The sequence below is a fragment of the Staphylococcus sp. HMSC62B09 genome, from assembly GCF_001839115.1.
Taxonomy (GTDB): Bacteria; Bacillota; Bacilli; order Staphylococcales; family Staphylococcaceae; genus Staphylococcus; species Staphylococcus haemolyticus.
The window spans coordinates 80,016-93,544 of the sequence record NZ_KV840169.1; the positions used below are offsets into that span (position 1 = coordinate 80,016).

Below are 13,529 nucleotides of genomic sequence, written 5' to 3' on the forward strand. Positions count from 1 at the left end.
GTTTTACGTTCTAATCTTTTTAACTATATTAAAAATGATTACACTTAAAAAATGTATAAAGTATGTGAGAATAAGACAAAGAATTCAAAATGCATTCTTCTTCCTATCCCAACTGTGTATGTAACCTAATTTATATTGAATATAAACTTCTTTTACGAAAGTCCTAGCTCTATGACTTAAATCAAATTGAAATTAAATTTTTTAACCTTTTGTATTGATTGTATAAGAGTAGAAGTGAAAAACTTAATATAAGTGTATTTTCTTTCATTTTAATTATTGATTATCTTTGTAAACAATCATTTAAAATGCTTTATGTCAAGTAGATAAGTAAATAATTAAAAGATACTATTAAATTTAACTAATTTCTCATCTTTAAATTTCATTTTCATATTCTTCTCTCAATAAACTATCTGAGAATTCCCCAGGTAATCCTAAAAATTGTCGATTTTGTTTAGTTAAATCGTTAGTCACAATAATTCACTTTCTCCCTTTGCTTATTTGTGATTTCTTTAAAGTTGTTCGTTAGCAAGACATTCTATAGGAAGACCTTTTTTTAAAACGTTCAATATAACGATTAAAGCTTTCTATTTCTTTTTCATTTGGTTCAATTTTGATAGAATCAGTATCTTTAAAAGCAATTTCATTAAGATAACTAGATAAATTTATATAGTTTTCTGCTACAAGATATCTAGCTAAAACAGCAATCCCCCATGCTCCGCCCTCACTAGCAGTTTGCATAACACTAACGGGACTTTGCATTGCTGCTGCCAAAAATGTTTGAGCAACTTTTTTGGTTTTGAATATACCTCCGTGTCCATATATTGAATTAATTTCAATATCTTCATTCTTTTTTAATAAATCAATACCAATTTTTAATGTACTAAATGCACTATATATGTGAGTCTTCATTACATTAGCTAAATTGAATGAACTATCTATCGATCATACTAACATAGGATAACCCTGTTGAACCTCTGTAATAAATTCTCCGGAAATTATCACTTTTAAACTTAAATATTGTTATATTATAATTTATACCCCATAACTGACTCCATCTTTACAATAGTTTTTATTGTGTTATCCTACACTTGGAATATTCTTAATCTAGCATAAAAATTTTAACCACTTTCAATTTATTCTGGAGCGTAAATTGAAAGTGTTTTTTTTAATTTATTATATATAGTTTTACTAAACAATAAGCTTAAAAATAGAAAGAGATAACTCTATTCTCTATTATATTCGGAATGAATCTATAAATGGATATCATACGTTTATTGATTACTTAAAAAATTATTATAAAATCATCTTGTAAATAAATTTGAATGTATATTTACAATAGAATTAATCATCATATTCTTCCCGGAGTAAACTATACACATAACTATCTGAAAATTCTCCTTGTAAACGTTCATCACTTCTCAATATACCCTCTTGTGTGAAACCAAGTCTTGTTGGTATAGCTCGGCTTTTCTTATTTTTAGTAGACATTCGTATTTCGATTCGGTTAATATCATATTCTTCATATACATATTGAATAAGTGCTTTAGTGCATCTAGTCATAATACCTTTCTTTTGAAAGTCTTCAGCTAAATAATAACCAATCGAAGTTGTTTTATTAACTAAGTCTAAATAGTGCAATCCTATGACCCCAATCAGTTCTTTATTACTCCATATTCCACAATGAAATCCATTACCATCGATAAATTGTTGCAACGCTGAATGGATAAAGTGTTTACTATCTTCCACCTTCTTTGTATGTTCGACAAATGGCAAGAACTCGCCTAAATAATCTCGATTCGCATCAACTAATTTGAAAAGTTGCTCCGCTTCACGTTCTTCTAATATCTTCAACGTCACATGTTCATTCACTTGATAACCAAACATCATATCTATCGCCTCCAGTTTAAATTTTCAAATTATTCAGTAAATTAAATATATAGTAACATAAATTGATTTAATTAATATTAAAGCTCATAAATTATTATGCTTCAAAAATCCTTAAAAATTAAGGCTGAGCAATTAAATTCAATCGCTCAACCTCATTATGATAATAACTATTCATTTATTAATAACCAGAACCGACTTCTTCACCATCTTCATCGTATTCAGTTACATAACCATCGTCAGTGTCAACGGTATATGATCCGGCTAAATCTCCGTCTTTGTCAGTAAATGAGAAGCCCCATTTACCATCATCTGTTTTTTCTGGTTCTTTGTATGTGTAAGTATCCGTATCTAACGTATGACCTTCGTATGATTCTACTTTATCAATGACGTTATCACGTGTCACTTCGCCTGAACTTGAATCAGAATCATCGCTATCACTATCATACTCAGCATCCATTTTGTCATCGATATACTTATCAATCTCATCATCATCAAACGTAACTGTGACATCTGTTACGTCATCATCGTCTTCCCCAGAACTAGTCACATTAACAGAATCTGATTTGAACGTTTTACCTTCATAAGTACCTTGTGCATAAACGGTTACTTCTTCATCAGGGTCATATGGTCCAAATGTTTCAGAAGATGATTCACTTCCGATTTCTTTATCATTCGCGTATATTTTCACATTGTTTAACATATAGCCGCCATCAACGCTGACTGTGAAACGTTTTTGTTTAAATGATTCATAAGCAGTAGCATCATCACTCATGTTAATCATTAACGCACCTTTGAATTTCTTACCATCGATGTCTTTTGTTGCTTTTAAATTGTAATCACCGATTGGGAACGTACCTAACGTTTTTTCGTCATTTTCCGTAACCGTTGTCGTACGCTTTTTATCATTATATTCGTAAGTAATATCTCCACTACTACTTGGATAAATGCTCACTGATTTTTGTGGAACATTGAATGAATAATTATCAAAAAATAGGAATTTCTTGCCATCCTTTGAAATATTTAACACACTATTTCCATTAGCATCTACAGATAAATTATTATAACGATTATCTTTAATTTCTTTCGCGCTTTGTTCTACGTTACTACCGACATTATTTAAGTCATCTTCTGTTTTGATGTAATTTAAATATGCGCGTGCTTCTTGTTTGCTTAATTTTTGGTCATTTTGAGTTGTAACTTCTTTGGCTAATGCCTTTTCGTCATCTTTCTTGATTGCTTGTGCAATATTAGATGCTTGCTTTTCCGGAGAAAATTGATTTTTTAATACTGAAAATGCAAGAATCAAAGCAATTAGCAATACAGCTATAACTGCAATAATAATCCAAGTCTTTTTATTATCGCCTTTACGTGGTTGTTGATCATGTCTGTCGGTATAACCGTTTTGATTATGGTTATTATACCCTTGATATTGATACTGCTCATGCTTATCTTGTCGACTTTGGTTGTGATGATCTTGCTGTGTGTTAGAGTGATTTGTTTTAGATTGCTGAACGGGTTTCCCACAATTTGTACATACCTTCACACCTTCGCGAAGAGGTTGACCGCAATTACTACAATATTTCATTAGTAAATCGAACTCCCATCAAATAAATTATTGAACTCACTGATTAAGTTTCCAAAGATTTGGTTAAATAAAGATTCACCGAAAATAATCACAAATAAGAAGAACACAATAATGTAAATGATCACACCGTAAAAACTTGAAAAGCGAGTATGATGATTTGCACTATATTTGGCAATCATGTAAACACCTGAAACAACGATTAATAAAATGGATAGTATAAATAATGCGCCACCAAAGCTAAAAGAATTAGCGAACATTAAAATAAGTGCAATCAATAGTACTGCGACTGAAACACTATTAATAAGTACAAAATCTGACAATACTTTTTTAAATGTAATTGGCTGTCTAGCTACTAAGTGCGTAATACCATATGTTGCTCCCACTATCACTGCTAGGAATAAAATGATACCTAAAACAACAGAAAAGATAATTTGGCTTTTCGGTGTTTCAAACATTCCAACTGATGAAGGAATTACAATAGCAAGTAACAGTGCTACGACTAATAAACCGACAATGATTAAAGAAAATAACAATTTAAAACTAAATGCTTGTTGGCTTTTTAGTACTTGATCAGGTGAAGCGAAAGCACTTTTAAAGAAACCTTTACTTTCTTCTGTCACTTCTTTTGCATGGTCACTAAATTGGCTTGTTTGTTGTGGTTGTTGATGGTTTGAATATGACTGATCGTATTGTGGTTGATTGTGATATGTATGTGATGCATTGTTGTGAGGTTGTTGGTGCTGATTTGATTGAGGTTGATGCATTTGATGTTGTTGTGTCGATGTAGTATGTTCAGGTACATGCTGATGATCTCGCACTTTACCATCTTCATTAGGATGTTTATCCTGTTTCGATTCGTTTGTTCTTGATAAATAATCACTTTGATTTGATGTCGTTTCGTTACCTTCACCTAATGATCCAGTTGAATCGTGTCGTCTACCATTAGCTTCAGCATTAGAGATATCTTTTTCAGCAGAATTAATAGTATGAGACTGTCTATCTATTTTATGGCCACACTCTCCACAAAATAAATCGTTAGGTTCGATAGCATTTCCACAATTTGGACATTGCATAGGTATCCCTCCAATTTTATTATTTTTTAAATCTTCAAAAAGTATATCATTTATTTTGTGTTGCTTTCTATATTATTTTAAACTTTTTATCAAAATAATTATATATTTTAAAAAGCATTATTTAGATGTGCGTATTTAATATAATAATCTAAATATTGACTTGACTAAACTGAAATAAAAAAACGATGAAGTCTAAGACTCCACCGCCAATAAAATTTTAATTATTTAATTGTTTTTTCTAAAATGTGCCTGGGTTAAAACCAGCTTCCCATTTATTAAATGGCCAATATCTTAAAACAACTTTACCTACAAGTTGGTCTTTATCTACTAAACCAACTTCACCAAAACGGCTATCTACACTATTTTGTCTATTATCACCTAAAACTAAATACTTATCTTTAGGGATTTTATTTTTGCCATTTGCACCGTTCACTTGGCTTGTTTTAAATGTACCTGTCAAATACTTACCTTGTTTATGCTTCTTATTATAATCTAAATAAGGCTCTGATACCTTTTTGTCATTAACATATAATTGATCACCTTTATACTCAACTTTATCACCTGGCGTACCAATCACACGCTTAATAAAATCACGTTGTGCATCTTCATGGAAGACAACGACATCACCATTATCAATGTGGTTCAATATTTTCGAAATCTTACTAACTATCACTTTATTTCTATCTTGGAAAGTTGGATACATCGATGAACCTGATACTGTGTATGATGTTCCAATAAACTTTAATACAATACCTACAATTAAGAGTGCGCCACCAATGGCTACAATCCATTCAATTATCTCTTTTTTCAATTAAATCCCGCCTATCATCTTTTATAAACACAACTTACTTTATCACAAATATATTGCAAAGTCGTTTCACTCATCTTTAAAAAGCGTAACGTTAATCAATTTACTTCGTTTTGAAAATTAAGCTCATCAAGAAAATCATCGTCAATGTGCTTATTGATAGCTTCATAGTAACAAACCTCTCACAAGATTACTATTCAAGTTATCACATTTAAGAATGCCTTCTTACTTACATTTTCAAAAAATAATCTAATCTTTCATATTCGTAAGAAATGGCATCGACTTTGTAAGGTTAGATAAAGGCAGTTCTAACGCAACCCTTCTACAATTATAAGTGTAATAGAAACAAGGAGTGATGATATTGAAAACCTTAAGAAATATATTCATTGCAATTGCCGTCATTGCAATTATTGTTATCGGAGGATTGTTTGGATTAAATGCTTATTCCAATCAACACCCTAACAATCGCTCAATCAATGACTGGAACAAGCTCAATCCTTTAGCCCAAACATATGAATATTACGTTAAGACTCAGAAACCATCTAAAGTGGAAGTCGTTGATAAAGAAAAAAACTTCTATATCTATCATTACAATCAAACTGGTTACACGAAAGATGGTAAATCTAAAAAAATTGAATACACAGCATCCAAAAAATTAAAACAAAATCATTACTTAGTTGTACGCGAAAAATCTCACACAATTCTGTCATACGAAGAAGTTAAAAAATCAGAAATTCCAACTAAAGCAAAAGAAAAATTATAAATCAAACAAGGAGTGCAATCGACATGCCAATTTTAAACATCAATCATTTATCAAAAGTATATGGAAGTAAGCAAAAGTATAAAGCCCTAAACGACATCAACTTTTCAGTGGATAAAGGAGAATTCGTTGCCATAATGGGACCTTCAGGTTCAGGTAAGACTACCCTCCTCAATGTCATTAGTTCCATCGATAGTATTTCTGGAGGAACTGTAGAAGTAAGTGGCAATGAAGTTAATCAACTCAAAGATAAGCAATTAGCACAATTTCGTAAGAAAGAACTTGGATTTATCTTCCAAGATTATAGCGTCTTACCTACCTTAACCGTTAAAGAAAATATTATGTTGCCACTATCCGTTCAAAAAGTAAGTAAAGATGAGATGGAACAAAATTATAAAGAAGTCACTGAAGCACTCAGTATTTATGAGTTAAGCGATAAATATCCAAGCGAAATATCAGGTGGTCAGCAACAACGTACCGCTGCCGCACGTGCATTCGTTCATAAACCGTCTATCATCTTTGCCGATGAACCGACAGGAGCACTTGATTCGAAAAGCGCACAAGACTTACTTAACCGTCTAGAAGATATGAACGAGCGATTCAATAGCACGATAATCATGGTAACTCATGACCCATCTGCAGCGAGTTTTGCACAGCGTGTCATTATGTTAAAAGATGGCAATATTCATTCAGAAATCCATCAAGAAGATAAATCTAAACGTGAATTTTATGATGAAATCATTCAAGTACAGTCAGCCTTAGGTGGTGTCGCAAATGACGTTTAATCAAATTACACTCAAAAACTTAAAAAGTAATTTTAAAAATTATGCACTGTATCTTTTTTCACTCATTTTTAGTATTATTTTATACTTTAGCTTTGTCACTTTGCAGTACACACATAGTATTAATAATGGTGATTCTCCAAAAGTAATCCAAGAAGGTGCTAAAGTAGGCGCAGTTTTCCTATTTATTACAATTATTATTTTCTTAATGTATGCGAACCAATTATTTATTAAACGTAGAACACGAGAATTTGCGCTATTTCAACTTATCGGACTAACACGACAAAACATTTTAAGAATGCTAGCTATTGAACAGTTCACATTATTTGTTATTACTGGCATCATAGGTATTGTAATTGGTATTGTAGGCTCTGAAATTCTACTCAATATTTTAGTTAAGATGATGCATTTGAAAGTAGGTGTCTCAATCGGATTTGAATTTCCTGCATTGATTCAAACAATTGTGATGCTTGTACTAGCATTTATCTTGATTATGTTCCAGAACTTTCTTTTCCTAAAAAGAAGAACCATCCTGTCACTGATGAAAGATAATACTAAATCAGAAGCTACTAAAGCTAAAATTACCGTTCCTGAACTTATTGCCGGTATTCTAGGCATTATCATGATCATCTTTGGATATTATATTTCCACTGAGATGTTTGGTAAGTTCGAAGCTTTAACAATGGTCTTGATCACACCTTTCTTAATTCTGTTTCTAACCGTTGTGGGGGCTTATCTATTCTTTAGAAGTTCAGTATCTATCATATTTAAATCACTGAAAAAATCTAAACATGGGCGCATTTCAATTACAGATGTCGTATTTACTTCATCAATTATGCATCGCATGAAGAAAAATGCGATGTCACTAACAATTATTGCTATTATTTCAGCAGTGACAGTAACTATTCTATGTTTTGGTGCAATTAGCAAAGCAAATACAGATTATATGATTCAAGTATCCTCACCTCAAGATGTTAACTTTGCTAAAGCGCAATCAGCTCAAAAATATGAAAAACTATTAAAACAAAATCATATTCAATATGACACGAAAACTTTTGAAGGTAGTAATACGAAATTATTTAAAAATGATGCCTTAAAAAGTAAAACAAACGAAGGTATGCAAAATGCTGGTATCGTTGTTATGCCAGATAAAAATATTAATGGTAACCATGCTACTATTACTAACCTACAAGGACCACTTTCTGGCATTGTAAGTGTTCATACGAATGAAGATATGACACTTCAAGGTCAACAAAAAATGACATTAAACGTGAATAAAAAGGATGACAATGAGGTAATTCCGTCGACCGTTTCTATAGGAGGTCCTGTCTTAAAAGTAAGTCCAGATAATTTCAATAAATTGAAAATGAAGGACCAACTAATGCAACATTACGGTTTTAATATCACAGATCATAAAGACCTCTCTAAAGCGGAAAAACTAGCTCAGAAAGTAAGTGCAAATGTTGAATTAAAAAATGACACGAAGAAAATGCTAGATGAAAGTAACGGTATTCTAATGTTTGTCACATCATTCTTAGGATTAGCGTTTCTCATCGCAGCGGGATGTATTATCTATATTAAACAAATGGATGAAACCGAAGATGAAATTAACAATTATCGCATATTAAGACGTATCGGCTTCACACACACGGATATGACGAAAGGTCTAGCATTAAAGATTCTATTCAACTTCGGTTTACCTTTAATCATCGCATTATTACACGCACTATTTGCTGCAATGGTATTTATGAAACTATTGGGAGAATACTCTCCAACACCGATTATCATTGTGATGATTGTTTATTCACTTGTTTACCTTATCTTTGCAACAATCTCATTTATCCATGCAAATCGAATTGTAAGACACTCTATTTAATAATTGAAAAGAAAGGACGTTGTTTAAATGAATATTAAAGAATTAATTCGCAAATCTTACGAGGATTTATTAAGTTTGAAAGTCAATTGGTTTAACGGTCTTATGTTAGTACTTATCGTCTTCATCTTAAGTGGCATTGCGACACCATTTATTGGAGTACCAGTAGGCTTACTTGGTGGTGGTTATATTCTAAAACGTTATGAAGAAAAGACTAATAACTAATATTGAAAATCAAAGCATTTAGAACAAATATATTAAAGGGCTACATTGCAAATAGACTGTAGTTAACTGAGCTGAGAAAGTGCCTTAAATCAAGCGATTCTCAGCTCTATTCATACATACGGGGTTCGGGGCCCCAACACAAAGAATTTCACAAAGAAATTCTACAAGCTAAGCAAGTTGAGGTTCGGAGCCCCAACACAAAGAAATTCTACAAGCTAAGCAGGTTAGGGTAAGATAGAATTCAAAGGAATTCTATCCTACCCCTTTTTCATTTTATTTTATATATTTTATAATTAAATTGACAGAAATATTTTATTCATCTAAGAAAGGACATCAAGTTATGCAACAAAAAAACAAAGTATCGCTTCTCTATTCGAAAGTTTTCAATAGGAACAGTCTCCATATTATTAGATGCCTTTTTATTTATGGACTTTCAAGATGTAGCTCATGCAAGTGGATTACATAATAGTACGTCAACAACGGACACGGCTTCCAATCAACAATCTTTTGAAAAGAAAGTCAATAATTCAACACATGAAGACGTACAAAATGCAGCTTCACCATCTCAATCTATTCCCCTGAAAAATTTAGAAAATACAACAAAAACAGAAACGCAACCACAAACAACTAGTAAGACAACACACTCAGGTAACGAAAATGCAAATGCACAAATCATTGCCGCTTCATCTCAAGTAGAGAAGACAACAACACATACTTCTGCAACGTCAGCAATTACTTCAGAAGGCGTTCTAGAGGACACAACGACAACTGCAACACCTAATATGGATAATGCCAATAGTGCATCTGTTAAAAGTAGAGATGTTATCACTCCACAACCTAAAGATTCAAATACTATCCCAACACCAAACGTCGTATTTGAAAAAAGTACTGATCCAAATCAATTTACATTTGAGATAACAGATCTTAAAGAATTTAATGCTGCATATCAAACTAAATATTACTATCGTTTATCTAAACCCTACGACGACTCTAATGACTTAACGATTGAGTTAGTTAACGGTGAGACAAATTCTGTAGTGGAAACGAAACAAATCAATTCACCTGGTACAGTATCCATTGGTGAAAATTCTTTAGAAAGAGCAGTAGCTGCTCGTGACCCTCAAAAAGCTAAATATGGCTATATTAATTTTACTTTTTTAAAAGATAACAAAATTAATAAATTAGGCATTACTGATGACTATGATGAAACAAGCGTAGTTGTTCAAAGTATTGAGGTATATGACGGTATTACTGGACAAGACGTTACAAACTTATTTGATATTATAGATGAGAATGGTGTCATCACAGCTACACCTAAAGAAAGTCTAGTTAAAGATCATGTGTTAGATAATGCGCAAATTCCATTTAGGCGTTACTACAAATTAGATATTGTCGGGGTCATTAAAGACAGTGCCAAAGCAAACAAGGACATTACTAACGTAGCGATCCAATCTGTTCAGTTCTTTAACCCAGCCAAAGGTGGCAATGAAGTACCACCTCCTAAACCATCAGAAAAACGTGTAAACAAAGTAAAACCAGTAAACTTTGAATTCAAAGTGCCTAAGAAATTGGAAGATGGTCAGCTTAAAGGTGGAGATTACACATTCATCTTAACGGATTTAAACAATCCTGATCATCCAGTACAATCAGCAACAAATGATGCGAATGGTAAAGTGAATTTCTTACCAATTAAATTCAATAAAGTAGGCACTTACGTTTACCAAATCAGTGAACAAGTGAGAACAGATTCAAATATTGCTTATGATACAATGTCTATCAAAGCAACAGTGGTAGTTACTGAAAATCCAAAAACAGGTAATTTACAAGCAGCTGTAACTTACAACAGTTCAGGCGGTAAATCCGATGGAGTAAATGATACTGAATTTAACAACACTGTTGAACCACCAGTACCACCAACGCCAAACAAACCACCACATAATCCGCCTAAAACACCGAGTCAACCTCCAGTTAACCCACCAGGCAACCCACCTGAAAAACCAGGTGTGCCACCGATACATCATGTGCCACCAACACCTAAACAACCAAATCAACCGAAACACCTACCAAATACTGGTAGCGACGACGCTAATATGAATAAATCATTATTAGCAACAATGTTTGCAGGTTTAGGTAGCGTATTATTAATTGGTAGAAGAAGATTACGCAATAAATAATCACTTATAATTACTAAAGGCATATGAAGCATTGCGTTTCATAGCCATTTAAATTGTTATGGTAAAAATTTAAATGATAGATAAATACTCAACCAGCATATGATTACAAATGCACCTACTACAAAGATAAATGATAAGATACTCGTAATGAAATTGCGTGTTTTAGTAGTCTGAACTTCATTAGGATCTTGACCATTCATAAAAGCTACGATTCGATCGTAATTATCCATGCCGTGCTTATATTTAATTTTATCTATCCTTGTAGAACTATAAAAACCTATAGAAAAAATGGCATAGGTTATCGCAACACCCCACCAACTTAAATAAAATAAAAGCGGTCCTATTAAAACACATGCTAATAACGTCCAAATTAGCATCATCCACGTCCAAAAATCCATGTCTTTTTTAATTTCTTCATGTTCCATACGTTTCACGTCTCCTTTGACAAGATCATCTAATGAAACATTAAATAAGTTACACATCATTAATAAATTATGGATATCTGGATAGCTTCTTTCATTCTCCCAATTAGAAATCGTTTGTCTCGAAACATATAATTTCTCAGCTAGGTACTCTTGAGAATAATTTTCTTTTTCCCTATATTTACGAATTTGTTGACCGATTTCCATCACCCATAACTCCTTAACCATTTAGATTAATCTTGCCTATATTAGAAGCAAGATAGACATTAATAGTTGTATCTCACTTCAACTCCATAGAAACGTTTCTTCATATAAAAAACTACCAAATTTCTTTGTCATTCGCATCTTTTTCATTGTCAAAGTCCTTTTACATGCTGATTTATCAGTATTTATAAGACTTCCTGACGTCTAAAAAAGGAACTACGCTATTTGTTTAAACGCAGTTCCTTTTGTTAATTAAGATATTATTGATTAAAAGATTTTAAGATAACGTCTAGCATTTTTTCAATATATGCTTCATCAAGTGTTTCCGGTTTAATTAAAATATTGAAATAAATTGGTGAGAAAATCATATCTATAAATAAATCTTGATCCTCTTCTTTTATGTGATGTGCTATGATTGATTTCAATAATTTTCGATTACTTTTAAAATAACCCTTCATAAACAATTCACGTGCTTCAACTTGTTGGTTACTAATTAATATTTCAATAACCGCACGCCCTAAATTCGTTTTATAAATTTCCATTATTTTAATTAAGAATTGATACAACCCCGTGTGTAGATCTTTATTTTCATTTTCAAAAATCTGTGTTCTACTCACGAACATATCTACAATAATTGAAGATTTGTCTTTCCAACGTCGATATATTGTAGCTTTAGACACACCTGTGTTTTCAGAAATTTGATCGATGGTGATGTCTCTAAAATGTGTCGTAGCCAACATTCGATCTAATTCATTAAAAATTTTATGATTGATTGTCGGATCTTTCGGTCTTCCAGCCATGTTTTCCCCTTCTTAAATGTGTAATAAATTCAACCGCTTCAAAAATAATTACTGCACTTACAAACCATGCAATAAATCCAATAACAATACTAAGTAGCCATTGATTTGTAAAATATAGCATCGCCCATGTTACTAGTATACTAATAAGTACGCCCGTCATGCCAAAAACTGCCCCTCTACTTACGTGCTTAGCAATAACATCGCCATGTTGCATTCCTGTGATAAACAATGAAACCAAGAATACTGCAGGTAATGTAGCAAACACACCCCCGAGTTCTTTCCAAGGTAAAATAACAGAGATAATATAACTCAGCGTAACTGCAAGTCCCCCAACCAAGAATTTAATTAATGCTAATTTCATTACAAAAGCCTCCAATGATTAATTCATATGTCTAACAACAAATATACTTAGAGAAATTACAAGCCAACATATTAATGCAAATCCTGTTCCTCTTTTATAATCTCTTTTACTAATATAAAGAGACGTTAAAAAGACTGTTATGATGCACGATATAATTCCAATAATGGCACCAGAACTAAGATGAATTGACATTTGAACTAATTGATTGCCACGATGATCTATCGCAAGGGCTATAATTGCAGCTAAGTAGACTGCCGGCATAGTAGCGATAATGCCACCCATTTTACCACCGACCTTCTCAGCCATTATAGATGCAATCGCCACTGCAAGACCTCCAATAACAAAATGAAGAATAGCACTAGAAATGGATATTCCGAACACAATAAACCCTTCTTCTTTAATTATTAAACGATACGTTTCGTTTAATAATATTGTAAATCTATTTATTAGCTATGTAAACAGCACTTTGTAAGAAAAATGAATGCTATATGAACATAAAAAACACTAAAATGATTCAACTTTTAATCATCTTAGTGCTATTATTAAGTGGTATAACTTTAAAACCTATTTTTCAA

At 32.2% G+C, this 13,529-nt stretch carries 14 protein-coding genes; 5 read left to right on the forward strand and 9 right to left on the reverse strand.

All coding sequences use genetic code 11. The features are described 5' to 3' along the window. Positions 1-522: 522 nt before the first annotated feature. The 5 genes from HMPREF3265_RS11390 to lepB all read right to left on the reverse strand — a co-directional run bounded on the left by HMPREF3265_RS11390 (position 523) and on the right by lepB (position 5,356). Positions 523-909, reverse strand: coding sequence for an FGGY-family carbohydrate kinase (locus tag HMPREF3265_RS11390; RefSeq protein WP_070861712.1), 387 nt, complete (start codon positions 907-909; stop codon positions 523-525). 432 nt (positions 910-1,341) lie between these two features. Further along, positions 1,342-1,884 carry a GNAT family N-acetyltransferase gene (locus HMPREF3265_RS11395; RefSeq protein WP_141764286.1) on the reverse strand — a complete coding sequence of 181 codons (543 nt, stop codon included), beginning with the start codon at positions 1,882-1,884 and terminating at the stop codon, positions 1,342-1,344. Between the two features lie 181 nt (positions 1,885-2,065). Then, positions 2,066-3,472, reverse strand: coding sequence for a zinc ribbon domain-containing protein (locus HMPREF3265_RS11400; RefSeq protein WP_070861714.1), 1,407 nt, complete (start codon positions 3,470-3,472; stop codon positions 2,066-2,068). Further along, positions 3,472-4,545, reverse strand: coding sequence for a zinc-ribbon domain-containing protein (locus HMPREF3265_RS11405; RefSeq protein WP_070861715.1), 1,074 nt, complete (start codon positions 4,543-4,545; stop codon positions 3,472-3,474). The genes HMPREF3265_RS11400 and HMPREF3265_RS11405 overlap by 1 nt, the downstream gene beginning before the upstream one ends. Positions 4,546-4,783: 238 nt before the next feature. Beyond that, entirely contained in the window at positions 4,784-5,356 is a 573-nt protein-coding gene (gene lepB, locus HMPREF3265_RS11410) for a signal peptidase I (protein ID WP_070861716.1), read from the reverse strand. A gap of 352 nt (positions 5,357-5,708) precedes the next feature. On the opposite strand from lepB, the gene HMPREF3265_RS11415 reads away from it, so the two are divergent. The 5 genes from HMPREF3265_RS11415 (at position 5,709) to HMPREF3265_RS11435 (ending at position 11,167) form a co-directional block, all read left to right on the forward strand. Further along, on the forward strand, positions 5,709-6,116 hold the full coding sequence (locus HMPREF3265_RS11415) for a YxeA family protein (protein ID WP_070861717.1): 408 nt from the start codon (positions 5,709-5,711) through the stop codon (positions 6,114-6,116). 23 nt (positions 6,117-6,139) lie between these two features. Continuing rightward, positions 6,140-6,898: an ABC transporter ATP-binding protein gene (locus HMPREF3265_RS11420; protein WP_070861718.1), complete on the forward strand. Its 759-nt coding sequence runs from the start codon at positions 6,140-6,142 to the stop codon at positions 6,896-6,898. Continuing rightward, positions 6,888-8,771 carry an FtsX-like permease family protein gene (locus HMPREF3265_RS11425; protein ID WP_070861719.1) on the forward strand — a complete coding sequence of 628 codons (1,884 nt, stop codon included), beginning with the start codon at positions 6,888-6,890 and terminating at the stop codon, positions 8,769-8,771. The genes HMPREF3265_RS11420 and HMPREF3265_RS11425 overlap by 11 nt, the downstream gene beginning before the upstream one ends. A gap of 27 nt (positions 8,772-8,798) precedes the next feature. After that, positions 8,799-8,993, forward strand: a complete 195-nt coding sequence (locus HMPREF3265_RS11430) for a VraH family peptide resistance protein (protein WP_053023567.1) — start codon at positions 8,799-8,801, stop codon at positions 8,991-8,993. Between the two features lie 332 nt (positions 8,994-9,325). Continuing rightward, positions 9,326-11,167 carry a Spy0128 family protein gene (locus tag HMPREF3265_RS11435; protein WP_070861720.1) on the forward strand — a complete coding sequence of 614 codons (1,842 nt, stop codon included), beginning with the start codon at positions 9,326-9,328 and terminating at the stop codon, positions 11,165-11,167. A 56-nt stretch (positions 11,168-11,223) separates the two neighbouring features. Here the strand turns inward: HMPREF3265_RS11435 and HMPREF3265_RS11440 are convergent, their stop codons facing one another. The 4 genes from HMPREF3265_RS11440 to HMPREF3265_RS11455 form a co-directional block, all read right to left on the reverse strand. Then, positions 11,224-11,796 (reverse strand): helix-turn-helix domain-containing protein, encoded by a 573-nt coding sequence (locus HMPREF3265_RS11440; protein WP_053026893.1) that lies wholly within the window; start codon positions 11,794-11,796, stop codon positions 11,224-11,226. A gap of 257 nt (positions 11,797-12,053) precedes the next feature. Next, positions 12,054-12,593, reverse strand: coding sequence for a TetR/AcrR family transcriptional regulator (locus tag HMPREF3265_RS11445; protein ID WP_037551843.1), 540 nt, complete (start codon positions 12,591-12,593; stop codon positions 12,054-12,056). Beyond that, positions 12,556-12,954 carry a DUF3147 family protein gene (locus HMPREF3265_RS11450; RefSeq protein ID WP_053024872.1) on the reverse strand — a complete coding sequence of 133 codons (399 nt, stop codon included), beginning with the start codon at positions 12,952-12,954 and terminating at the stop codon, positions 12,556-12,558. Before HMPREF3265_RS11450 ends, HMPREF3265_RS11445 begins: the two co-directional genes overlap by 38 nt. Positions 12,955-12,972: 18 nt before the next feature. Then, positions 12,973-13,335, reverse strand: a complete 363-nt coding sequence (locus HMPREF3265_RS11455; protein WP_053024873.1) for a DUF3147 family protein — start codon at positions 13,333-13,335, stop codon at positions 12,973-12,975. Between the last annotated feature and the right edge of the window lie 194 nt (positions 13,336-13,529).